Here is a 22760-nt window from a genome sequence, read left to right on the forward strand (position 1 = left end):
CAGACGTGGGCGGACGTGGCCAGGCCGATGGCGATCAGTCCGGGCGCGACGGTCAGGCCGATGACGATGATGAAGTAGCTGACCCAGCGGGTGACGATGCTCATCTGAATTCTCCTGCTGCTGTGGGCTTTTGCGGCTGGCCCAAGCCTTCCTCAGCAGGCGCCGGCGGTCTGTCCACCAGCTGGACCCCGAACCGGATGAATTCGTGGTCCCCCAATCGGGGGACATCGCCTGACGCTCCAAGACCGGCCTCGGTGCCAGCCTGCGGTCCTCGCGCAGCTGGGCCCGGGAGAACAGGATGCCGTCGGCGGCCAGTTGATCCAGCCGGGGGCTGCTGACGTCGGGGTGGCCGTACGCCTCGCAATAGCGCCCGAGGTCGTGCCAGTGCACCAACAGCACGTTCTGGCGCGGCGTGTCGGACATCGTGTCGCTTACCTCCTCGCGATTTGTGCACGAAAAGGGTCGCTCAGCGGACCGAATCGTGCACAAATCACTGGTGTCACCGCCAGGCGAAGACCGGCTGCTCGAGTTCGTCCACCGGGTCGGGGCGCCCTTCGAGGCCGAGCCAGCGCATCTGCAGCAGCACCGCACCTGTGGGCGCGTGGATGAGGTCGTTGCCGAGCGGAATCTGGACCACCGGACGGTCGCTCTCGGGAATCGAGATGAACCGCGGCGAGTCCGGCCGCTGCAACTGGTGCAGCCCGACGCGGTACACGGCCAGCACCTCGTCGGGGGAGGGCTGCGGGTCCAGCCGGCCGCCGCCCCACACGACCACCGGTGTGATGACGTAGCCGGAGCGCGTCGCGTAGTCGTCGAGCAGCCCCACCACCGACTCGTCGGGCAACTTGATGCCGACCTCTTCATGCAGCTCCCGCAGCGCGGCGTCGACGACGGTTTCGCCGGGGTCGAGGCGTCCGCCGGGCAGCGCCCACTGCGCGGAATGGGAGTTCAGCCGGGAGGTGCGGCGGCACAGCAGAAACGCCGCACCCCCGGCGACGTCGACCATGCGGCCGTCCAGGTTCTGGTCGGGCAACGGCCGTCCGCCGATCCATTCGTCGACCGGTGCCGGGTCGATGCGGTCCTCGCCCGGGTCCGAGTCCACCAGCACGATGGCCACCGCGGCGTGGCGCTTGGTCGGGTCGTCGACCACCCGGCGCCGGTGTCTGGCGAGGTGCGTCCCGATCTGCTCACGCAGCACTTCGTCGTACCGGATCGTCATCGGCCCGACGCTACGCCCCGGCCGATTCAGGTGGTGGGCGGCATCCCGCAGGCCAGATACACGTATTTGTTGGGGACGTCGAAGGTGAACTCCCGGGCCGGCAGCGCGGCCAGCAGGTCGGCGGGTAGCGGCGTCTTGTAGCGCAGCGACATCGAGCCTTCGAAACTCGGATCGACGGCAGAGAGGTCGGGGGCGTCGAGTAGCAGACCGGACTCGTCCAACTCGGCGCGCACCATGGTGCCGTCGGGCTCGTCCCACCGATGGTTGACGGTCTTGGCGCCCTTCTTCGGCACCGACGACAACGTGCCGAGCAGCCGCTGCTCGGTGATCACCAAGGCTCCCACCAGGCTGCGGAGAGTGCTCTTGGCTACCTTGCCGGGCACGTGGCCGGAGAACCGGAAGGTCACCGGGACGAACTCGGCCACGTGCAGCAGCCCTTCGGACTGGAGCTGCTCGCGGATGTCATCGGGCAGGTTGCCGATGCCGAGCAGCTTGCGCAGCAGAACAGCCATGCCCTCAGCGTAGGCCCCTGGTCAGTGCTGCGCGGGCAGGACGTGCTCTCCGGTCTTGTCGGTCGCCAGGCACAGCGAGCAGATGTAGCCGCCGGCCGCCGAGGCCAGCATGTCCGGGCGCTCGTACTCGTGGTGGCAGTTCTGGCACAGCAGGTGCTCGTCGGACGGGTTGCCGTACTCGTCGTACATCGGCAGGTCGATGCCGTCATCGGTGCGGCGCAGGTAGTACTTGCCCTTGGTGGCAATGGCGAAGATGGGCGGCAGCACCAGGCCCAGCCCGATCGCCACCAATGGCGAGTACGGCCGCAGGGCCTCACCCAGCCCGCCGAAGAATGCGATCACCGACAGGCCCGCCGCGATCAGCATGGATCCGAAGCCGACGGGGTTGAAGGCGTAGAGCATGCCGCGGCGGAATTCCGGCTTCATCGGCGAGAGCTTCAGCACGAACTTGTTGATCGCGATGTCGCTGGCCACAACCACGATCCAGGCCATGCCGCAGTTGGCGTAGAAGCCGAGGATGGTGTTCAGGAAGTCGAACATGTTGGCTTCCATCAGCACCAGCGCGATCAGCAGGTTGACGCCGAGGAACACGATGCGGCCCGGGTAATGGTTGGTGATGCGGGTGTAGGAGTTGGTCCAGGCCAGCGAGCCCGAGTAGGCGTTGGTGACGTTGATCTTGATCTGGCTGATCACCACGAGGATGACGGCCAGGGTCAGGGCCAGCCACTTGGGCAGGAAGTTGTCGTAGATCTCCAGGAACTGGTGCACCGGTTGGTTGGCCACGCCGGCGCTGTCGGCGACGTGGCCGATCAGGTAGACCGCCAGGAACAGGCCGATGATCTGCTTGATGGCGCCGAAGAACACCCAGCCCGGTCCGGCCAGCAGCATCCAGGTCCACCACGACCGCTTGTTCTCCGGGGTCTTCGGCGGCATGAACCGCAGGTAGTCGTTCTGCTCGGCGATCTGGGCGATCAGTGACAGGCAGACGCCCGCGGCCAGCAGCGTCGAACCCATGTCGAAACCGTGGACACCGCTCGAGCCCTGGTAGGCGAAGAAGTCGTGGATCGATTCCGGGTGCGAGATCAGCAGGTACCCGAATGGCGCGACCATCAGGACCAGCCACAGCGGGGTGGTCCAGACCTGCAGCGTCGAGAGCACCTTCATGCCGTAGATGACCAGCGGGAAGATGATCAGTGTCGACGCCGCGTAACCGAGCCACAGGGGCAGGCCCAGGCCCAGTTTGAGGCCCTGGGCCATGATCGAGCCTTCGAGGGCGAAGAAGATGAAGGTGAACGTCGCGAAGATGACGTTCGTGACCACCGAGCCGTAGTAGCCGAACCCGCTGCCGCGGGTCACCAGATCCAGGTCGATGTTGTACCGGGCCGAGTAGTAGGCCACCGGAAACCCGGTCAGCAGGATGACGACCGCGAAGATCGCGATTCCGGCCAGCGCATTGGTGGTGCCGTACGAGATGCCGATGTTGGCGCCGATAGCGAAGTCGGCCAGGTAGGCGATACCGCCCAGCGCCGAGATGCCCACCACCCGCGTCGACCACTTCCGGTAGCTGCGCGGCGCGAAACGAAGGGTGTAGTCCTCCAGGGTTTCTCGCGTCGCGGTCAACCGGTCCTGATCGACTTCTGGTGCAGCGGCCGGCGGCAGCTGCTCCTGGCTGAGGTCTTGGGTCATGGTTAGCGAAGCTATGGTCAGTTTGTTTCATCGCCGTGACGAATATGTTCCGGGCCGTAGCGAATTTGTGGTGCTCGAGCGCACCCCGAAAGGAGACCGGTGACGAACCGCAACCGCTGGCTGGTCGGCGTCGCGGCCGCGATCGGCTACGCGCTGCTGTGGGTGGGCTGGGTCGCCCAGTGGTCATGGGTGACGACGCTCGACGAGTCATTGCTCGAACCCGCGCACCGGTATGGCCTGGCGCATCCCGGCTGGGTGCTGGCCTGGAAATCGTTGTCGTTCGTGTTCGGTCCGTGGACCTTCCAGATAACTGCCGCGGTGGTCGCGTTCGTCGCGCTGGCCCGGCGGCAGCGGCGCACCGCGATCTTCCTGCTGTTCGGTGCCGCGCTGTCCGGAATGGTCACCGACGTTGCCAAGGACATCGCGCATCGCGCCCGGCCGTTGACGGCGTTGGCCTACGAACCGTCGTGGTCGTTTCCGTCGGGTCATGCGCTGGGCACCATGGCAGGCGCGCTGGGGCTGTGTGCGGTGTTCCGGATGGCTCAGGTGGCCCACATCCGGCTGATCGAGGTGCTGTGCGCGGTGATTGTGGTGTTCGTTGGGGTCAGTCGCGTGGTGCTCAACGTCCACAACCCGACCGACGTGCTGGCCGGCTGGTTGCTGGGTGGTCTGTGGTTCCTGGTGTGGCTGCCGCTGTTGAGTCCCCCACGCCGCAGCCCTGCCGCTGATGCGCCGGTACCCGGCCGAAGCCCTATCGTGCCCAAACCTTGACCCGCCCTGGCTTGACCTTCCTGAGGGCGGTTCTCGACCATGGACGGGTGCGCCGACTGTTCGCTTTGCTGTGTGCTGCCGCGGTGTCGGTGGCACTGGCTCCTGTCGGCAACGCGGTGGTCACGCCCTGGTTTGCCAACTCGGTGGGTTCGGCCACGCAGGTGATTTCGGTTGTGGGCGTGGGCGGTTCGTCGGCCAAGATGGACGTCTACCAGCGTGGCCCCGCGGGCTGGGACGCCGTTGCTGTCGGGATCCCGGCTCATGTCGGCTCCAGGGGCATGGTGCCGCAGAGCCACGACGGCAACCTTCAGACCCCGATGGGCATCTTCACGTTGCCGTTCGCGTTCGGTACCGCGCCCAATCCGGGGACGGGTCTGCAATACGTCCAGACCACACCGGACCACTGGTGGGACGGCGATACGAAGAGCCCCACCTACAACACCATGCAGGTGTGCAAGAAGGCGCAGTGCCCGTTTGATACCGACCCGGCCAGCGGTACCGAGAACCTGGACATCGCGCCCTACAAGTACGCCGTCGTCATGGGCGTCAACCCGCAACGAGTGCCCGGTAACGGTGGCGCGTTCTTCCTGCACATCGGTGACGGCCCGACCGCCGGGTGCGTGGCGATCGACGACGGCACGCTGGTGAAGGTCATGCGATGGCTGCAACCGGGAGCGCTGATCGCCGTTGCCAAGTGATCCCATATGAAGGGCAGCACCGGGTTTCCGCGTGAAATTCACGCTCTCGAGCGACATCGTCGCGTCGTAGGCGCGGTCGACAGCCGGCCTGTTCTGTCCACAGGCTGGACACAGCGGACGAAAAGTAATCTGCGAGAACACCGTTCGCACGTGTCCCGAGCGGCGTCAACGCGGCCGCACGTTAGGGTGGTGGGGTTATGAGCCACCAGCTGGGGTTGTCGATCGGGGCAACCAACCTGGTCGCAGCGCGCGTCGGTGAACCGCCCATGGTGCGGCGCGCGGTGTTGAGCCTGTTTCGCGACCGCGCGCCCCAGGTCGGGCTGTCCCCAGAAGATCGTGCTGCCGCGGAGAGCGCCGTGACGCTCACCGGTTTCGTTGAACGTGTCGGTGATCCCGTGCCGATGGTGGCGCCCGACGGTACGTCGTATCACGCCGACCAACTGGTGGCCGAGGCGCTCGATGCCATGATCGAGGCGTCCGGCGGTGAACCGCCGACGGGGCAGCTGGCGATTTCCGTTCCGGCACACTGGGATACCGCGACGCTACGTGCGATGCGCGCCGCCATGCGGTCGAACCCCAGTCTGGCGCCCAACGGCGTTCCGGCACGGCTGGTGTCCGACGCCGTGGCAGCGCTGACCGCGTTGCACGCCAATCCGGGGCTGCCGGCCACCGGGACCTCCGCGCTGCTCGATTTCGGTGGCGGCGGCACCAGCATCACGCTGGCGGCGGCCGACTCGTCGTTCGAGCCCGTCGAGACCGTGCGGCACACCGATTTCTCCGGCGAGGGTGTGGACCAGGCGTTGCTGTCGCATGTGCTCACCCGGGTCAGCGGCTCCGATGGCGTGGATACGTCGGGCACCGCCGCTGTGAGTTCACTGGAGAAACTCCGTGAATCCTGCTGTGCGGCAAAAGAACATCTGTCGGAGGCCGAGACGGCCACCGTGCCGGTGGACATTCCGGGCTACCAGGGCGACGTCGAGGTCACCCGCGCTGAGCTGTCCGGGCTGTTGGCCGAACCGTTGGCCGGGGTCCTGGCGGAGCTCGACGACATGTTGCAGCGCAACAAGATTCCGTGGCAGGACGTCAGCTCGGTGGTCGCGGTCGGCGGCGGCGCCCGGATACCGATGATCAGCGCCCGGCTGGCCGAACACCTTGCGGCGCGTGGTGCCGCGGCCACTCTGGTCACCAGCCCGCAGTCCGCGTTGGATGCCGCGGTGGGTGCGGCCCTGTTCGCGGTGTACGGCGCCGACGCCGACGCCCAGACCGGGATGGCGCCCGCCGCACTGTCCAGCGGGACCGCGCCGACCGCCGCTGTCGACGGCGGCTTGGCCACCGCGCCCGCGGCCATCCCCGAACTCGACCTGCTTACCGACACCGCGGCCGCCCGGGCGGTCAAGGCCACCGGCCCGTCCCTGGCCTGGTCCGAGGACTCCGACGGCGGCGGCGACCTGCTGCCCTACACCGGCGACGACGCCTTCGGCGAGACCACGACCACTCGCGCCATCGCGCAGTATGTGGCGCCGGCCGGGCCGGTGGTCGCCGAGCCGTCCAAGGCCTGGCAGCGGCTTCCGCTCATCGTGTTCGGTGTCGCGACACTGGCCGCGATCGCCGCGGTGGGTGGTGTGACCGTCGCGCTCACCGGTGACCGCAAGCCCGTCGCGCCGCCGACAACTCCGCCGCCGTCGGTCAGCGCATCGCCGACGCCACCGCCGCCGCCGGTCGAGCCGCCGCCGCCCAGCACGGTCACCGTGACCAACGAGGTCCCCGCGCCGCCACCGCCGCAGCCCAGTCCGACGTACCAACCACCGGTCACGCACGCGCCGGCGCCGACGCACACCACCGCGACGCACGCCCCGACGACGACTCCGCCGCCGGCGACGACCGCCACCACACCCACAACGACCGAGGCTCCGCCACCGCCACCACCGTCGACGACGGAGACGACGACCTCGACCACGCCGACCATGACGACGAGCTATATCCGGCTGCCGTTCGTCCCCGTGCCGATCCCGATTCAGGTGCCCAAGGGGCCCGACCAGCCGGCGGAGTCCCAGCCGCCGGCCAACCCGTACTACCCGGGACAGCCGCAATATCCGCAGCAATATCCCTATGGGCAGTACCCTCAGCAATATCCACAGCAGTACCCATATTGACCTGTTGAACTGCGGCGTTGGTTATTGACGTTGCCGTTGGAGTATTGCAGTTAACAGCAAATTGACTTGCCCCTTTATCACACTTACGCAACAGTTGTTCTATGAATTCGACAAGAACTCGCGTGGGGTTGGCGGGTGCCGCGGCAATGGTCGCCCTGGGAGCGCTTGGCGCAATCACCGGCGGCGTGACGGATGGTGGCGCCGTAGCCGGGTCGGATCACGCCCCGACCAACACCGTTTTCAATAGCCCACAGGTGCCGGATTTCAACAGCGGCGCGACGGAGACGTGGGCTCCGCCGGCGACAACCGCGTCAACGATGAGCGCTTCGCCGCCAGTTAAGGCAGGATAGGCGCCTATGAAAATCGCATGGAGTGTTGCTGCGGCGACGTCACTTGGTGCTATGGCTCTGATGTGCAGCGGCGTGGCTGCTGCCGGCTCCCCGCCGAACGTGGTCGGTCAGAAGTTCGGTGACGCGCGGTCGGCGTTGTCGAGCGCGGGATTCAAGCCTCTGGTGTCGACGACGGTGGGCGACCAGCTCCAGTGGCCGAACTGTGTGGTGACCAATCAGGTGGCCCGTACGGTGTCGGCGCCGGCCAACAGTGGTGGTTCGAGCAGCAGCCAGGTTTTGCTGTCGCTGAACTGTGAGGCCGCATTCGCGACCCCGGGCAGCCCCGGCAACTCGCTGGGCAGCCCGCAGGGCTCTGCGGCGTACGCCTCCGCGTCCGCATCGGCCGCTGCGGCTGCTGAGTCGGCTTCAGCCGCGTCCGCCGCCGCCGCAGCTGCTCAGGAAGGCCAGGTCTGGGAAGGTCAGCAGTCCGGACGCTGAACCTGAGCGAGGCGTTACCGCACGGTTTCGGTTTTTCGGCAACGCCGAATATCCGTTTTGCTGCAGACGCCAGGTGTTCGGTATTGCTGATTCAGGCATTTCCGAGTGGATGCGCTGGTAGCTGCGGAAATGGCGTCGCGAGGAGCTTTTGCTGCTGGCGTGACGACACCCGCGTGAAGGGGAGCAGAAAGTAGCTCTGACAGGTGATTTCAAGCGTGTCGCAAGTTGCGTCAAGTCTGTCCGAACGGCTTGTATATTGCACTGTGCCGGAAATGGATCGTCGAAACATGATGCGCGCGTCGGGGCTCGGCCTGCTGGCCGCCGCCGCGATGCCGACCCCCACCGCCCTCGCGGATTCCCAACCGGGCAGCTCGCCCACTGCGCCGCTGGCCCCGCCGCCGGCCGCGCAAACGCCCACCTACATCTTCCACGACGAGTTCGACGGCCCCGCCGGCTCGCGGCCAGACCCGGCCAAGTGGAACATCTCCCCGGCGCGTGAGCTCATCAAGAACCCGGTGTTCTGGGACCGCCCGGAGAACATGGGGCAGTACCGCGACGACCGTGAGCACGTCTTCCTGGACGGCAACGGCAACCTCGTCATCCGTGCGACGCGCGATCGCAACGGGAGATACACCAGTGGCAAGGTCTTCGGCACCTTCTGGGGCGGTATCAACACCACCTGGGAAGCCCGGATCAAGTTCAATTGCCTGACCGACGGTTGCTGGCCGGCCTGGTGGCTGTCCAACGACCACCCGGTCGTCGGCGGCGAGATCGACCTGGCCGAGTGGTACGGCAACCGCGACTGGCCGTCGGGCACCACCGTGCACGCCCGGTCGGACGGCACGTCGTTCGACACCCACCCGCACCCGATCGACGGTGCCTGGCACCGCTGGCGCGTCACGTGGAATGACCAGGGCATGTCCTTCTGGCAGGACTACGTCGACGGCATGCAGCCGTACTTCACCGTGGCGGCCAACTCGCTGGACGACTGGCCGTTCAATCTGCCCGACTACCGGGTGTTCCCGGTGCTGAACCTGGCCGTGGCCGGTTCCGGTGGTGGCGACCCCAAGGGTGGCAGTTACCCCGCCGAGATGCTCGTCGATTATGTGCGGGTCTGGTAAACCAGCCGCAGACTGATCAGGGCCCCGCGTTGCGGGGCCCTGATTCGTTACTGGGGTCCGCGGCCTCGGAATGTGGTGCCGGCCCGTTCGAGTAGTCCGCGCACCCGGGTGATGCCGTAGCCGGTCTCCTCGGCGAGCTGACGGATGCTCTCGCCGTTCTCGTAGCGGATGCGCAGTTCCTTGCCGATGCGCTCGGCCGTCGTCGGGTCCAGGCGGACGTGCTTGGTCACCGGTGGGACGTCTATGGCGCCGCCTTGATATCCCTTGTGGACCTGTCCGCGCGGCGTCACGTCGTCGGCGGATTCGTCGCCCCACGCCGTCCAGCCCGGCTGCGGGTGCCGGGCGAACAGCTCCAGGTACGGGCCGGGGGAGCAGGCCTCGATGAAGCCGTACTGCTCGTCGGGCTTGCGGGAGTGCTCGCGCTTGCGCGTCTCGATCATGTTGACCTGACTGCGGGCGTGCGGCAGCGTGCGCATGCTGCCTCGCACGCCGAACAGGATGATCTCGGTGACGTTGCGGAAGTAGAAGCCGACGCCGCGGCCGTCGGGCCCGCCGTCTTTGCGCCGCTTGGCCCAGATGACGTTGGAGACGTAGCGGTAGCCCCAGGCTTCCATGACTTTCAGTCCCTCGGGCAACAGCGCATTGGGCACCCACAGATACAGGTGCGAGTCGCGCGCCGCGACGGTGGACACCGGGATGTCGCAGATGGCCTCGAGGTCGAGCGTGGAGTAGCGGTCCAGGCGCCGGTGCTCCGGCGCGACCTTGCCGGTGCGGTTGGTGAAACGCCAAGGGGGATCGGCCAATACGGTCTTCCAGCCGCCGTCTACGGTGGGCAGCGGCGGCGGCGCGGCGATATCGCGCAGGGGGACGGCCTTTGTCTGGGCGCCGGCCTGGTCGCTGCGTTTCGCCACGTTGTCACTCCTACCTTCGAATTAGATCTTTTCGAACGGAGAAGATCTTCACGAAATCGTAGGCGATGGCACCGACAGGTCAGGCTTCCCAGAGGCCGATGTCGGGTGTTGTTTCCGGAGATTCCTGGTCCTGCGCGTGGTCAGCCCAGGTGCGGGCGCAGATCGCAACGGCCAGCAGCGGGCAGCCGCCGCTGTCGCCGCGCTGCATCCGGGGCCGCAGCTTCTCGGTGTTGGTGGTGGTCGTGGTGGCCAGGATGCGGCGGGCGCGCTCGTCGTCCATGCCGGCCTCGATGCCCAGGCGGTAGCCCAACGTGCGCAGGTCGGTTTGCGTGCGGGTGATGATGACGGCGACGTCGATCAACGCCGCGTCGTACAGCGCGCGGTAGGCGCTGAGGTCGCGATCGAGGTTGCCGTCCTTGGCATTCCACTCCACGTCCAGGGCCAACCTGTCGACGAAGTTGTCGACCTTGTAGCCCTCGTTGAACACCTCGGTGTCCTCGAGAGTGGGGTGCGCCTCGCCGGCCGGCTTGTGCGGCATCTTGCGCAGCTCCAGACGGATTCGGGTATCGACGCGCGCTTCGCGCCAGCCCTTGTTGCGGAACGCCGTGTTGAGCCGCGCCGCGAGTTCGGTCTCCTGGCCACCTGGCTGGACGAGATCGTCGGTGCGGAGCTGAAATTCGTGCAGGGCGGTGAGGAGTTCGTCGAACCGCTGCGGGTTGGTGGCGGCCAGGATCGCGGCGGCGTTGCGGGTTTCGATGAACTCGTACCGGTCGCGGATGTGCTGCGGCAGCGCGCGGGTGTACGAGTCCGTCAGATCCACGGGGCGACGGTAGCAGTGGACAACGGGCTTGCGCGACGACGTGTCGCGGGGGTGCGGGCAACGTCCTGAGCGGACTCCTATGCCGAATGTGCAGGTTGCTGCGCAAGATCTGCGGATCTGGCGCCGAGTCCTACACGCTCGGCGTACGACCGCGCAGTACCGCCTCCAACTGTTCCGCCGTCAGCGCCCAGCCGTTGTGGAAGTTCTCCTGCTCGTACGCCGGCAGCAGCGAGTGCTCGATCTCCATCAGCGTCTCGCCCTCCCCGTGGGGTTCGAAGGTGACGTTGACGACGCTCGCCATGGTCGGGTCGGGCCAGTTCGAATTGCTCCACGTGAAACGCAGCAGGCGGGGGCGGTCGATCTCCAGGAAGTGCCCGATGACCAGGACGATGGTGCCGGTGCCGTCGTGGTCGACGTCGAACCGCAGCTTGCCGCCGACATGGGGTTCGACGGTGATGGCGACGCACCGAGACGGGCGTGGACACATCCAGTCCGCCAGTGACTCGACGTCCAGCCATTCTCCGAACACCACGTCCGGGACTGCCGGCATGATGCGCTGCACGCGCACGGTAACGGGCTCTGTCATTGTCCATTTCCTTTGCGGCGCAAACGATCTGCGAGGGCATCCGCCCGCACCGACCAAAAGTTTGATTGTTCGTTGATCCACTGCTGAGCCATGGTCAGCCCGTCAGGGCGCAGGGATACCCAGCGTTCGCGGCCGCGGACATCGCGTTGCACCAGCCCTGCCGACTCCAGGACGCCGATATGTCGGGAGACGCCGGCGAAGGTCATCGGCAGTGGCGCAGCCAGGTCGGTGATGCGCGCGTCGCCTTGCCGCAGCGTCTCCAGTAGCCAGCGGCGCGTCGGATCGGCCAAGGCGGCGTAGGCTCGGTCCAGCACTTCATCTTCAACCATCTTGTTGACTATAGCGCCGGATCATGCTCTGCTGGAACATGGACGTTCAACAAAGTTGTTTAATGATTCTGTCGAGGAGGCGCACTGTGCAGAAACCAGAAATCGTGGCAGCGGCGGAATGGGATACCGCCTGGCAGAAGATGCTCCTCGCGGAGAAGGAGTTGACGCGGCAGCGGGACCAGCTGGCGGCGATGCGCCGCCGCATGCCGTGGACGCCGGTCACCAAGGAGTACACGTTCGTCGGCCCCGACGGAGAGCTGAGCCTGACCGAATTGTTCGACGGGCGTAGGCAACTCGTCATCTATCGGGCATTCTTCGAGGAGGGCGTCAAGGGCTGGCCGGAACACGCCTGCCGTGGCTGCTCGATGATCGCCGACAACGTGGGTCATGTGGCACATGTGAACGCGCGCGACACCACACTGGCTTTTGCGTCGCGTGCCCCGCAGCCCCACATTGCGCGGATGACAGCTCGGATGGGTTGGGAGATGCCCTGGTACACCATCACCGACGACTTCGACGTCGATTTCGGCGTGCACGAGTGGCACGGCACCAACGCCTTCATTCGCGACGGTGACGCGGTCTTCCGCACCTACTTCATCAACAGCCGCGGCGATGAGGCGCTCGGTACCTCGTGGAGCTACCTGGACATGACGGCACTGGGGCGACAGGAGACCTGGGAGGACTCGCCACCGGGATATCCCCAGGACGCGGCCTACGAATGGTGGGACTGGCACGACACCTACGGCGAGCACCGGCCCTCCCGCTGGTTCGGCGACCCCGATCCCGCCAAGCCCGACGACCCCCGTCCGCCGCGTGTGGAAGGGTGCGCCAACTGCACCGCGAAATAGGCTCAGCGTCGAATTCAAATCCAGTCGACCAGGCCCAGCTCGATCAGCCGGGTGGCTGCCGCGAGGGCGTCGGCACGGACCTGGTCGGAGTCGAAGCCGGTGGCGTCGGCTGCGGCGGCGATGAGATCGCGTAGCGGGCGCTGCCCGTCGAGTTCGAGCATCACCGGGAGCGCCACCGGTGACACGGTGGCGCACACGCTGAGTCCCGGCAGCACCCACAGCTGGGTCGGCGCGGGTTCGTAGCCGGCGTCGCCGCGGGACAGCGCCTGATCCAGCCGGGTGCCGGGCAGCGGGGCCAGCACGGCGTCGAGTAGGTCGCCGCCGGACGTCCGGGTGAGGCGTCGTCGGTGCGTGAACACCCGCTGAATTTGGTCGCTGGCCGAGCCGGTGGGGGAGCCCGGCATGTCGTCGGTCCAGAGGTATTCATCGTCAGCACCGTTGCGCTGCATGATGATTGCGCCGGTGGTCAGCGCCTCGATGCCCTGGTCGTGGTAGAACGCCAGCCAGCGATCAAGGGCGGCGGCGAACTCGGCGGTGGCGTGCACACTCTGCATCAGCCAGGTCTCGGCATGCTCGATGGGATCGTGCGTGGCAAAGCGGAGCACCCAGGCGTCACAACCTGATCCTGCGAACCACGACCGGACCGGCGCCACCCAATCGCCGTCGGCCGGGTGCGGCCAACTGGCCAGCATCGTGGCCCAACCGCCGATGCGCAGCCTGGGTACGATGTCGTGCACCAACTGTTGACCGAGGCTGCCGGGCCGGCGCGCGGCCTGCCCGGCGTCGCGCCAGAGGTAGGTGTTGTCGGGCGAGATGATGAAGGGCGGGTTGACCGTGATCAGGTCAAAGGTCCGCTCGCCCGCGGGTTCCAGCAGGCTGCCTTCGCGCCAGCTGACGTTGGGGAGTTCGTTGAGTGCGGCGCCGAACTCGGCCAGCCGAAGGGCGCGGGTGTTGACGTCCGTGCCCAGCACGGAGCCAGCATGAGCGGCGGCCTGGAACGCCTGCACGCCGCCGCCGGTGCCGACGTCGAGCACGTCGACGTCCGGCAGCCGCACCGTGAGGTCGGCGAGCGTCATGGATGCCTGCGCGACGGCGACGACGTGTTCCCGCCCAGTCGGGCGGCCGTCCTGCCAGTCGTGGGCGACGAGCATGTCGTCGGCCCATCCGATGCAGATGCTTGCCTGTACGGTGCCGCCGCTCGGCGCGAGCAGACCTGTCTCGACAAGATCGTCAAGGAGCAACGGGCGCAGCGCTTCCGCGGCATCGGTGGTGGGCACCGGTAGCCCAGCGAGAAACAATTCCACCAGCGTGGCCAGCGGACCACCGCCGCGACGGGCCAGCACCACGGCGTCAAGGGAATTGGGCGCAATCCGCCCACCACCCAGCCCGCTGGGTGAGTAGCCCGCGGCAGCCAGCACCTTGCCGAGGTCCGTGGCGCACTCGACCAGCCGTGCGCCGGCCGCGGTCACTTGTTCTGGAGGGTGTTGAACTTCTGGAAGACGTTGACCTTCAGCAAGTTATCGAACTTCTGCAGGTTGTCGAACTTCATGAACGGGAAGTTCATCTTCTGCATGTTCCAGAACTTGAGGAATGGTGCGTTCAGCTTCAAGAACGGCGGCGGGGCGGTATCGACGCCGCCGACGTCGCAGCCGGTCGTGCAATCGGTTGCCGGGGCGGCCGATGCCGAGGCCGCGGTGGCCAACGTGACGCCCGTGGTCGCAGCCAGCGCCACCAACGACAACGTGATGGTCCGGTTCAACTTTTCGCTATCCATCGCAGCCTCCCGATGAGCCACTTTCGGTGCAAAAACCTGCAGGTCAGATGCTATCAGTGGAGGGTCTTTCGAACCTAGGAAAATATCGGCGTATGGCTTTGTCGTTACGGCCGCGGCTGGGTCAGCAATGTAGCCACGGCGTTGGCCAACGCCGTGCGGGCGACGTCGAGATTCGACGTGAAGCCGATCTGACGTTCGTTGCTGAGATCGCGGATCGCGGCAGGAAACAGGCACCGCACACGGTGCAACTGCTCCGGGTCGACGTCGAGCAGGCGTGGTACCGGCGCGCGCCTTTCATCGGAGACGCTTAGCACCGTTAATCAAATCGGATCAATTATCAATGAAGGTTCTCAATAACTTGGGTTTGGCGTTTCTGCTGACGCGCTCGTCGCGTCGATGCTGGGGAACCGGGCATGTAAGCGCTCGATCAGGAACTTCGCCTGATCGAGGTCCTGGCGAAGCTCGCGGGCGCGGCGCCGCATGGACCGCGCCCGCTCTGACCACGCCGTCACATCCGGCAGCGCCTCTACCCGGGACAGCTTGGACGCCAGGTCCCATGCATGTCTACGTAGCTCCGCGCGCAGCGCTCGAGCCTGTGCCACGTCGGCATTTTCACTCACGCCGCACATATTTACACCACCGTAGATTGACGCGGAAGTGAATGCTTAGTTTGGCTTCGAAACGTGTCCTAGATGTTCTTCACAGGCAGGTTGTGAACGCGTAGGCGGTCGATGGGTGTCTTGCCTTTGATGCCGCTGTGGGGTCGATGGTGATTGTAGTGATGCAGCCAGTGGGGATAGGTCACGGCGCGTTCGTCCTCTGATAGGTAGGTGCGTGCGTAGGCCCATTCGGTGGCCAGGGTCCGGTTGAATCGTTCGACCTTGCCGTTGGTTTGGGGACGGTACGGCCGGGTCTTCTTGTGGCTGATGCCATCGCCGAGCGCGGTAGCGAAAACCTTTGACCGATAGCATGATCCGTTATCGGTCAGCACCCGCTTAACAGTGATGCCGTAACCATTGAAGTAGGCGTTGGCCCGGACCCAGAAATCGGCGGCGGTCTGTTTGCGCTCATCGCCGAGGATCTCCGAGTACGCCAACCGCGAGTGGTCATCAACGGCATGGTGCAGGTAGGCGTAGCCGGCCCCGCTGCGGTTGCGCCGTCCGGCTTGGCGCCCGAGTTTGCGATGCCCACCGCCGTCGGGGATGCGACCGAGCTTTTTGATGTCGACGTGGACCAGGTCTCCGGGCGCGGGATGCTCGTAGCGGTGAGGTTTGGGTCGGCGCACGACCAACCCGGTGTTCTGGTCCAGATCACGCAGCAGCGGCATCCGGTAGCGGCGCAGGACCGCCTCCACAGTCGAGCGGGGCAGCCGTAGGTGCGCCGCGATGCGGTGCGGGCCCCAGCGACGGGTGAAGCGCACCTTGATGATCCGGCGCTCGCGACGCTGCGCCAGGCGCCGCGGGCTACGGTGCGGGCGGCTGGAGCGATCGGCCATCGCCTGCTTACCTCCAGCGCGGTAGCGATCGGCCCATTTCTTGGCCGTGGCCCTCGAACACTGGAATCGCTCGGCAGCACGAGCCAGCGGCCATCGGTCATCAACAACACACTGAGCCAGAGCCAAACGGCCACGCGGAGTCAGGAAGGCATTACGGTGAGACACGAGGACCTCTCGGTGATCGATGTGTGTGTGGTAACCACAGCGATACCGGAGGTCCTCACCTATTTCCGCTCACCACGCCGTTCACAACCTGTCCAAGAGTTACACCTAGAGCTCGCGGATCGCCCGGGCCGGCGAGCCGACGGCCAGTACCCGCGATGGCAGGTCGCGCGTGACCACCGACCCGGCGCCGACGACAGTGTCCGCGCCGATCGTGATGCCCGGGCACACGATGACGCCGCCACCGAGCCACACGTTGTCGCCGATCACGATCGGCTCGGCCGCTTCCCACTTGTCCCTGCGCGGTCCCGCCTCCAGTGGATGGGTACCGGTCAGCAGTTGCACGTTGGGCCCGATCTGTACGTCGTCGCCGATGGTGATCCGTGCGACGTCGAGAAGGATGAGACCCCAGTTCGCGAAAGTGCGTGCACCGATGGTGGTTTGGTATCCGTAGTCGCACTGCAGCGGCGGCCGGATTTCGCTGTTCTCGCCAAATGCGCCGAGAAGCTCGCGAAGCAGGCGGTTTCGTTCGTCGAGGTCGGTGGGGTCAAGTGCATTGATCCGGTGCGTGAGCTTCTGTGCGCGTTTGGAGTCGCGGATCACGTCGGGGTCGTCGGCGATGTACAGGTCACCAGCGAGCATGCGCTCGCGCATTGAACGATCCATAGGACCACGGTAGGTGTGCTCGGTCGCGGTGAACCTATTTGACGCCCGCGGCGTGTAATTGGCATGAGCATCATCGACTTCCGCCGCCGGCGCTCCGCAACGCCGACCTTCGTGGTGGTCGACCGCCTGCACGGCCGGCGCGCCGAAGAGGTACCCGGGGAGCAGATCGCCGCGACAGTGTCGACGTGGCTCGCCGAACTGGGTGTGGAGACGCCGCTGATCGAAGCATTGGAATCGGCTGCACAGAGCCAGGATTGGCCGACCGTCTACGCCCTCGGGGAGCGGCTGTCCGTCGACGTCATGGTTGCGTAGCCGAAAGCTGAAGCGCTGCGGGTCAATCCAACGCGAGCTTCGTCGGCGCACCGTCGATACTCGACAGGTTCTTCTGCTGCCAGTACTCCGCGACGCCTTCCGGCCCCTTCTTCTCGCCCCAGGTGTCGAGCAGGACACGCTCTGACTCGACCGTCATGAGCGGCACGCCGAAGCCGCACGAGGTCTGCACGAGGTCGACTGTCAGGTCATAGATCTGACGTGCGCTGATGTGGGGTGGGAACTGGTTGTAGAGCTCGGTCCAGTCCGCGTCGCCGGGCGCGACCTCGCGAGCGGTGCCGTACAGCCGCAGGATCAGCGGCTCGCGATCGAACGAGCAGAACATCAGCGTCATCCGCGGGGTGTCGAGCAGGTGCGCCGAGGTCTCGTTGCCGCTGCCGGTGAGGTTCAGCCAGGCCACGCGGTTCGGCCCGAGGACGCGCAGAGAGTCCAAGCCCTTCGGGGACAGGTTCACCCGGCCGTCGCGCGCCGCCGTCGCCACGAAGTACATGCTCTGGGCGGCAATGAAGGTGCGGAACCTGTCAGTGATCTCGGGGAACTGCTTGGCCATACGGGCATGCTTGCACGGCGGTGAGGTGAGGGTCGAGCGAGTTTCAGATGCCGGGATGGGGTGGAGGCGCGCAGCCCGTGTGATGCATCTGGACTGCCGGCGCGACCCAGCGACGGAGGAAGGCGCGCAGCTCCGCGCCGTGTCGCTCAGGGCCGCCGGGATCCAGAATGAACGACTGCAGGGTGCGCAGCATGAACTCGACAAGTTCGTCGAGTTGCCGGCCGCTGAAACCCGCTGCGGCCCAATCGACCTGAAAGCGCTCGAGGATCGACCGGCCGAACGATATCGACGTTTCGGAAGTGACGCCGGCGGCGAAGGCACTCGCCCTGCCGGGGTGCATGACCAAGCTCAGGTAGCGATCGTTGGGGAGCTGTTCCAGGGTGTAGGCGATGCCTTCGATCACGGCCTCGGTGGGGTCGGTGATCGATTGCAGGTCGTCGGCCAAGCGGTCCAGAAAGCCGTCGACTGCCGATAACGCGGTGCCCGCCATCAGTGCGTCAAGGGTCGGAAAATAGCGATACACCGTCTGCCGGGTAATCCCGAGTTCGGTGGCGACGTCGGACACGCTCACCGAACCGCGCGCGTCGATCGATGCGCGGGCCGCGCTGACGATGCGGCGAACCGCCTCCTCGTCGTCGACGGGGATGTCACCAGACCAGCCGTGCCTGCGCATCACCGCATACTTCCATCCCGCTGCGCTTCAACGAACGCCACCGACTCTTGACCATACAGTCAACATCTGATGTATGGTCCGGTTATCCCCGAACGTGAAATGAGGTCAGCTATGACGGCAATCGCCGAAGGACCGGTCAGCAACCAGGACGAGGAACTGACCAGGCGCGCTGTGCGGCACGCGGTCGACAAGACGACGGACATGGCCGACCGTGAATTGCGGGTGCCGTTGCACTACTACCGCGACCCGAAAATCACTGAGATCGAGGAGTCGCAGGTACTGCGCCGCCTGCCGCTTGCGATCGTGCCCTCGGCCCAGATTCCCAACGTCAACGACTATGTCGTGCGCTCGGTGCTCGGTGATTCGCTATTGGTGACCCGCGATCGTGACGGCGTCAGTCACGTGTTCCTCAACTACTGCCGCCACCGTGGCGCGAAGCCGGCCTGCGGGGCCGGTAACGCCGCCCGGTTCACGTGCCCGTACCACGCGTGGAGCTACAAGAACACCGGCGAACTGTTCACCGTTCCCGGCAAGGCGGGGTTCGATTCGATGAACAAAGCCGACTATGGACTCATTGAGCTGCCGAACGAGGAGCGGCACGGCTTCATCTGGGCCGTGTTGACCGCTGGCGCCACCATCGACGTCGACAGCCACCTCGGGTCCATCGGTCCAGAACTCGAGTTGATGAACTACGCCTCATACGGCTATCACACGGAAAAGGAGTTCCAGTCCCAAGTGTCGTGGAAGGGCGCTCTGGAAGCGTTCGCTGAGGGATACCATTTCCCATTTGTCCACGGCGAGAGCGTGATTGGACAGAACACCCTGCCCAACACCGGGGTGTACGACGAGTATGGCAAGCACCATCGCATCGGCTTTCCCTTCACCTGGGTCGCCAATCTTGCCGACGACCCGTCCGGTTCATGGGACCCGCACCAGAACATGGGCGTCATCTACTGGATTTATCCCAATCTCATCCTGGCGAACAGCCCGGTCGGTGTGGAGATCATCGACATCCTGCCGGCGGGGGAACCGACCCGATGCTCGGTGCGGCACAGCTGGATGGGCCGCGTGCCGGCCACCGACGACACGATGCGCGCCGTCTACGACCAGGTGTACGACAACGTCCACGCCGCGGTCGTCGACGAGGACTTCGCCATGTTGCCCCAGTGTGGGGAAGGCGTCCGGCACGGCCAGCACGGCCACATGATCATCGGCCGCAACGAGATTGGCGTGCAACACATGATCAGGGTGTTCGCCGAGGAGCTCGGTGTGGCGCTCGAATAAGGACACGCAATCTGCCGTTTTCCGAGCGTCCGGGCGCTAGATTCGGTGCCACACCCGCGCCGAAGGAGAGCCCTATGCCGAACTCCGGATTGCTGCTCAACCCGCACGACTTCGACCCTCAGAAATTCGATCCGGAGACGCGGCGCCAGCTGCGGGCGCTGATCGCATGGTTTGAGGAGCGCGGTAAGAAGCGGCTGCTGCAGGACGATTTGGATGCGACGTGGGTCGCCGATTTTCTCGAATTCATCAAGCGGGAGCGCGTTTTCGCGACGTTCCTGACGCCCTCGGAGTTCGCGGACGGTGATCCGAACAAACGCTGGGACACGTCGCGTAATGCCGTGCTGAGCGAGATCCTCGGCTTCTATGGGCTGGCGTACTGGTACGCCGAACAGGTCACCATCCTCGGGCTCGGCCCGATCTGGCAGAGCGACAACATCAAGGCCAAGGAACGAGCCGCCGCGCAGCTTGAGGCCGGCGGGGTCATGGCCTTTGCGCTGTCCGAACGTGAGCATGGCGCCGATATCTACAACACCGACATGCTGCTGACCCCCACGTCTGACGAGGGCGTCGTGTTCCGGGCGTCGGGGGAGAAGTACTACATCGGCAACGGCAATGTGGCGGGCATGGTGTCGGTGTTCTCGCGCCGCACCGACGTCGACGGACCCGACGGCTACGTGTGGTTCGTCGCGGACAGCGGTCACGAGAACTACCAGCTGATCGACAACGTGGTGCACGGCCAGATGTTCGTCAGCACGTTCCGGCTCAACGAGTATCCGGTGCATGAGGAGGACATTCTGTGCACCGGGCCGGAGGCGTTCTCGGCGGCGCTGAACACCGTCAACGTCGGCAAGTTCAACCTGTGCAGTGGCTCGATCGGGATGTGTGAGCACGCGTTCTATGAGGCGATCACGCACGCGAACAACCGAATTCTCTACGGCAACCCGGTCACCGACTTCCCGCATGTGCGTGCCTCATTCGTCGACGTCTATGCCCGGCTGATCGCGATGAAGCTGTTCAGCGATCGCGCCATCGACTACTTCCGCAGTGCCGGCCTCGAGGATCGTCGCTATCTGCTGTTCAACCCCGTGACCAAGTCCAAGGTCACCTCCGAAGGTGAGCGAGTCATCACCCTGCTATGGGATGTGTTGGCCGCCAAAGGCTTCGAGAAGAACACCTACTTCAGCGAGGTCAGCCGACTGATCGGTGCCCTGCCCCGGCTGGAGGGCACGGTGCATGTGAACGTCGCGCAGATCCTGAAATTCATGCCGAATTACATGTTCAATCCCGCAAGCTACCCGCGGATCGGCACCCGCGACGACGCGGTCGACGACGTGTTCTTCTGGGCGCAGGGACCCGCGCGCGGCGCATCCAAGGTGCAGTTCGCCGATTGGGCGCCGGTGTACGAGCGGAACTTAGCCGTCCCGAATGTGGCCCGCTTCTTCGAACAGGTGCTGGCGTTCAAGGACCTGTTGATGTCGGCGGCACCCGATGCCGACCAGCAACGCGACCTCGACTTCGTCCTGGTCGTTGGGCACTTGTTCACGCTCGTCGTCTACGGGCAGTTGATCCTCGAGCAGGCTGAACTGACAGGGCTCGACCGCGACCTGCTGGACCAGATCTTCGACTTCCAGATCCGTGACTTCTCATCGTATGTGGTTGCGCTGCACGGAAAACCGAGCTCGACGGTGGCGCAACAGGAGTGGGCGTTGGCCGCGATACACAAACCGGTCACCGATGCGGCTCGCTTCGATCGGGTCTGGGCGCAGGTCGCGTCCTACGACGGTGCGTATGAGATGCGGCCCTAAGTTAGAGGGCGGAACACCGGCAGCGCTCGGTACTTCACGCTGAAGCTGGCCTCGCTGAGCGCCTCGCCCACCTCACCGTCGTGCGCGACGGTGGTCGGGCCGTCGACGGCGACGAACCGGAACTGCGGCACCTGCAACTCGTGATAGAGCGGGCTGCGCTCGAGCCGGCCCAAAGCGACGGCCGTCGCGATGCGCAGCCGGCTGAACCGCCGCCCGGTTTCCAGGATTCGCACGTCGATCAGACCGTCATCCAGACGCGGCCGCACCGACGGAGCGAACCCGGACGGGAAGTACGTGGAATTCCCCAGGAAGAACAATTCGGTCTCAAGTGTCTTGTCGTCGTAGCGAATTCGCACCGGAGCTTCCCGGCGCAGCGTCAGATAGAGCGCGCACATCGCGGCCAGGCGCTTGCCCATCCGGCGTTCCAGTTTCTCGCGCATCCGCACGTAGTTCGGGTAGGCGCCGATGCTGGCGGTGTTGATCACCATGCGTTCCTCATTGAGGCACACCAGGTCGACGTAGGCCGCAGAGCCGTCCTTGATCGACTGGACGGTGCGGGCCACCGAATCGCAGCCGATGTCCTTGGCGAAGTGGTTGAACGTGCCGCCGGGGAACACCGCGAGGGGGACACCTGCCTCGACGGCGATCGCCGCCGCGCCTGCCACGGTCCCATCACCGCCACCTACCGCGAGCACCTCCGTGCGCTCCGCTGTCTCCCGCAACACGGCCTCGATGTCATCGTCGTCGTCGAGCTCGATGATTTCCATACACGGCAAGGCTTTTCGTGCCTCGTCGATGATTCGCTCGCCTGTGCCATCGCCGGAGGCCGGGTTGATCACCAGCGCCACGCCGGCGCCGTCCGGCCGGGGCTCGGTGTGGAACCGCAACGGATCCGACGTCGGCAGCGTGGTGGCCGGGATGGTGGGGACGATGCGGGCGCCGAGCACCGCGATCGCGGCACCGATGCCGAATCCGGCGAACACGTCGCCGGGGTAGTGCGCACCGGTGGCGACCCGCGACAGGCCCACCAGGCCGGCGAGCAGCGCCAGCGGCAGACCGGCCGCTGGGGACTCCAGACCGACGCCCACCGCGAAAGCCGCGGCGCTCGCGGAGTGCCCCGACGGCAGGGAATTCGAGGTCGGCACGCGCTTCGTCTGCCGGATGAGCGGTATCAGGCTGCGGTCCGGGCGCGGCCGCCGCCAGATCCGCTTGGCCAGCTGGTTGGTCACCAGGCTGGTGACCGCGAGGCTGACGACGCCGCGCGCGGCCCCGCGCCGAACCGCGGTGCTGCCGAACGCGCTCAAACCTGCGGCGATGGCGAACCACAGCTTGGAATGGTCTGCGGCCCTGGTCAACCGGGGCATCACGGTGTCCAGGAACGGGCTCGGCGACTCAGCGACCGCCTCGAAGAGCTCGCGGTCCAACGTGCCGAGGCCGTTGCCGATCGCGTGCATACCCATGGCGCTCAAAGTATCCACTTTGACGGGGATTCAATCTTCGTGGAGCCGATGACGGGAATCGAACCCGCGTATTCAGGTTG

Annotated in this window: 26 protein-coding genes and 1 pseudogene; 10 read left to right on the forward strand and 17 right to left on the reverse strand. The window is 65.8% G+C overall.

The window, feature by feature from the left end:
• Positions 1-282 precede the first annotated feature (282 nt).
• The 4 genes and pseudogenes from ACX12F_RS01755 to ACX12F_RS01770 all read right to left on the reverse strand — a co-directional run.
• A pseudogene (locus ACX12F_RS01755) lies at positions 283-423 on the reverse strand (sulfatase); the annotation flags it as partial.
• Positions 424-499: 76 nt separating this feature from the next.
• Positions 500-1219, reverse strand: coding sequence for an NUDIX hydrolase (locus tag ACX12F_RS01760; RefSeq protein ID WP_459368001.1), 720 nt, complete (start codon positions 1217-1219; stop codon positions 500-502).
• A gap of 26 nt (positions 1220-1245) precedes the next feature.
• Entirely contained in the window at positions 1246-1731 is a 486-nt protein-coding gene (locus tag ACX12F_RS01765) for a hypothetical protein (protein ID WP_459368002.1), read from the reverse strand.
• A 21-nt stretch (positions 1732-1752) separates the two neighbouring features.
• Complete coding sequence (locus ACX12F_RS01770; RefSeq protein WP_459368003.1) at positions 1753-3417, reverse strand: purine-cytosine permease family protein; 1665 nt, start codon at positions 3415-3417, stop codon at positions 1753-1755.
• Positions 3418-3516: 99 nt separating this feature from the next.
• Between ACX12F_RS01770 and ACX12F_RS01775 the strand changes: the two genes are divergently transcribed.
• From ACX12F_RS01775 to ACX12F_RS01795, 5 genes are all read left to right on the forward strand, one after another.
• Entirely contained in the window at positions 3517-4188 is a 672-nt protein-coding gene (locus ACX12F_RS01775) for a phosphatase PAP2 family protein (RefSeq protein ID WP_459368004.1), read from the forward strand.
• A 47-nt stretch (positions 4189-4235) separates the two neighbouring features.
• Entirely contained in the window at positions 4236-4886 is a 651-nt protein-coding gene (locus ACX12F_RS01780; RefSeq protein WP_459368005.1) for a L,D-transpeptidase family protein, read from the forward strand.
• A gap of 197 nt (positions 4887-5083) precedes the next feature.
• Complete coding sequence (locus ACX12F_RS01785; protein ID WP_459368006.1) at positions 5084-7039, forward strand: Hsp70 family protein; 1956 nt, start codon at positions 5084-5086, stop codon at positions 7037-7039.
• Positions 7040-7449: 410 nt separating this feature from the next.
• Positions 7450-7866 carry a PASTA domain-containing protein gene (locus tag ACX12F_RS01790; protein ID WP_459368007.1) on the forward strand — a complete coding sequence of 139 codons (417 nt, stop codon included), beginning with the start codon at positions 7450-7452 and terminating at the stop codon, positions 7864-7866.
• Positions 7867-8138: 272 nt separating this feature from the next.
• Positions 8139-8987, forward strand: coding sequence for a glycoside hydrolase family 16 protein (locus tag ACX12F_RS01795; protein WP_459368008.1), 849 nt, complete (start codon positions 8139-8141; stop codon positions 8985-8987).
• A gap of 47 nt (positions 8988-9034) precedes the next feature.
• Here ACX12F_RS01795 and ACX12F_RS01800 read toward each other — a convergent pair whose 3' ends face one another.
• A complete protein-coding gene (locus ACX12F_RS01800; RefSeq protein ID WP_459368009.1) occupies positions 9035-9898 on the reverse strand; it encodes an MT-A70 family methyltransferase in 864 nt (287 codons plus the stop codon).
• Positions 9899-9977: 79 nt separating this feature from the next.
• Positions 9978-10676 carry a BglII/BstYI family type II restriction endonuclease gene (locus ACX12F_RS01805; protein WP_459370213.1) on the reverse strand — a complete coding sequence of 233 codons (699 nt, stop codon included), beginning with the start codon at positions 10674-10676 and terminating at the stop codon, positions 9978-9980.
• Between ACX12F_RS01805 and ACX12F_RS01810 the strand changes: the two genes are divergently transcribed.
• Positions 10630-10731: a hypothetical protein gene (locus ACX12F_RS01810; protein ID WP_459370214.1), complete on the forward strand. Its 102-nt coding sequence runs from the start codon at positions 10630-10632 to the stop codon at positions 10729-10731. The two genes, ACX12F_RS01805 and ACX12F_RS01810, sit on opposite strands and share 47 nt — an antisense overlap.
• 117 nt (positions 10732-10848) lie before the next feature.
• Here the strand turns inward: ACX12F_RS01810 and ACX12F_RS01815 are convergent, their stop codons facing one another.
• Both ACX12F_RS01815 and ACX12F_RS01820 read right to left on the reverse strand, forming a co-directional pair.
• Positions 10849-11304 (reverse strand): SRPBCC family protein, encoded by a 456-nt coding sequence (locus ACX12F_RS01815; RefSeq protein WP_459368010.1) that lies wholly within the window; start codon positions 11302-11304, stop codon positions 10849-10851.
• The gene (locus ACX12F_RS01820) at positions 11301-11633 is read right to left on the reverse strand and encodes an ArsR/SmtB family transcription factor (protein WP_459368011.1); all 333 of its coding nucleotides are present in this window, start codon (positions 11631-11633) and stop codon (positions 11301-11303) included. The genes ACX12F_RS01815 and ACX12F_RS01820 overlap by 4 nt, the downstream gene beginning before the upstream one ends.
• An 86-nt stretch (positions 11634-11719) precedes the next feature.
• On the opposite strand from ACX12F_RS01820, the gene ACX12F_RS01825 reads away from it, so the two are divergent.
• A complete protein-coding gene (locus tag ACX12F_RS01825) occupies positions 11720-12481 on the forward strand; it encodes a DUF899 domain-containing protein (RefSeq protein ID WP_459368012.1) in 762 nt (253 codons plus the stop codon).
• 14 nt (positions 12482-12495) lie between these two features.
• On the opposite strand, the gene ACX12F_RS01830 is transcribed toward ACX12F_RS01825, so the two are convergent.
• The 6 genes from ACX12F_RS01830 to ACX12F_RS01855 all read right to left on the reverse strand — a co-directional run bounded on the left by ACX12F_RS01830 (position 12496) and on the right by ACX12F_RS01855 (position 16578).
• Positions 12496-13950: a DUF7059 domain-containing protein gene (locus ACX12F_RS01830; RefSeq protein WP_459368013.1), complete on the reverse strand. Its 1455-nt coding sequence runs from the start codon at positions 13948-13950 to the stop codon at positions 12496-12498.
• Complete coding sequence (locus tag ACX12F_RS01835) at positions 13947-14255, reverse strand: hypothetical protein (RefSeq protein ID WP_459368014.1); 309 nt, start codon at positions 14253-14255, stop codon at positions 13947-13949. The genes ACX12F_RS01830 and ACX12F_RS01835 overlap by 4 nt, the downstream gene beginning before the upstream one ends.
• A 104-nt stretch (positions 14256-14359) precedes the next feature.
• Positions 14360-14569, reverse strand: coding sequence for a hypothetical protein (locus ACX12F_RS01840; protein ID WP_459368015.1), 210 nt, complete (start codon positions 14567-14569; stop codon positions 14360-14362).
• 36 nt (positions 14570-14605) lie between these two features.
• Complete coding sequence (locus ACX12F_RS01845) at positions 14606-14875, reverse strand: hypothetical protein (RefSeq protein WP_459368016.1); 270 nt, start codon at positions 14873-14875, stop codon at positions 14606-14608.
• Positions 14876-14943: 68 nt separating this feature from the next.
• Positions 14944-15915 (reverse strand): IS481 family transposase, encoded by a 972-nt coding sequence (locus tag ACX12F_RS01850; protein WP_459368017.1) that lies wholly within the window; start codon positions 15913-15915, stop codon positions 14944-14946.
• A 105-nt stretch (positions 15916-16020) separates the two neighbouring features.
• Positions 16021-16578, reverse strand: coding sequence for a sugar O-acetyltransferase (locus ACX12F_RS01855; RefSeq protein WP_459368018.1), 558 nt, complete (start codon positions 16576-16578; stop codon positions 16021-16023).
• Between the two features lie 63 nt (positions 16579-16641).
• Between ACX12F_RS01855 and ACX12F_RS01860 the strand changes: the two genes are divergently transcribed.
• A complete protein-coding gene (locus tag ACX12F_RS01860) occupies positions 16642-16890 on the forward strand; it encodes an Rv2628 protein family (RefSeq protein ID WP_459368019.1) in 249 nt (82 codons plus the stop codon).
• A gap of 22 nt (positions 16891-16912) precedes the next feature.
• Here ACX12F_RS01860 and ACX12F_RS01865 read toward each other — a convergent pair whose 3' ends face one another.
• The gene (locus ACX12F_RS01865) at positions 16913-17458 is read right to left on the reverse strand and encodes a pyridoxamine 5'-phosphate oxidase family protein (protein WP_459368020.1); all 546 of its coding nucleotides are present in this window, start codon (positions 17456-17458) and stop codon (positions 16913-16915) included.
• A gap of 43 nt (positions 17459-17501) precedes the next feature.
• Complete coding sequence (locus ACX12F_RS01870; protein WP_459368021.1) at positions 17502-18131, reverse strand: TetR/AcrR family transcriptional regulator; 630 nt, start codon at positions 18129-18131, stop codon at positions 17502-17504.
• A gap of 111 nt (positions 18132-18242) precedes the next feature.
• Between ACX12F_RS01870 and ACX12F_RS01875 the strand changes: the two genes are divergently transcribed.
• Both ACX12F_RS01875 and ACX12F_RS01880 read left to right on the forward strand, forming a co-directional pair.
• On the forward strand, positions 18243-19415 hold the full coding sequence (locus ACX12F_RS01875) for an aromatic ring-hydroxylating oxygenase subunit alpha (RefSeq protein WP_459368022.1): 1173 nt from the start codon (positions 18243-18245) through the stop codon (positions 19413-19415).
• Between the two features lie 74 nt (positions 19416-19489).
• On the forward strand, positions 19490-21220 hold the full coding sequence (locus ACX12F_RS01880) for an acyl-CoA dehydrogenase family protein (protein WP_459368023.1): 1731 nt from the start codon (positions 19490-19492) through the stop codon (positions 21218-21220).
• Here ACX12F_RS01880 and ACX12F_RS01885 read toward each other — a convergent pair.
• Positions 21217-22680 carry a bifunctional phosphatase PAP2/diacylglycerol kinase family protein gene (locus ACX12F_RS01885; protein WP_459368024.1) on the reverse strand — a complete coding sequence of 488 codons (1464 nt, stop codon included), beginning with the start codon at positions 22678-22680 and terminating at the stop codon, positions 21217-21219. The two genes, ACX12F_RS01880 and ACX12F_RS01885, sit on opposite strands and share 4 nt — an antisense overlap.
• Between the last annotated feature and the right edge of the window lie 80 nt (positions 22681-22760).

Source organism: Mycolicibacterium sp. HS_4_1 (assembly GCF_054515875.1).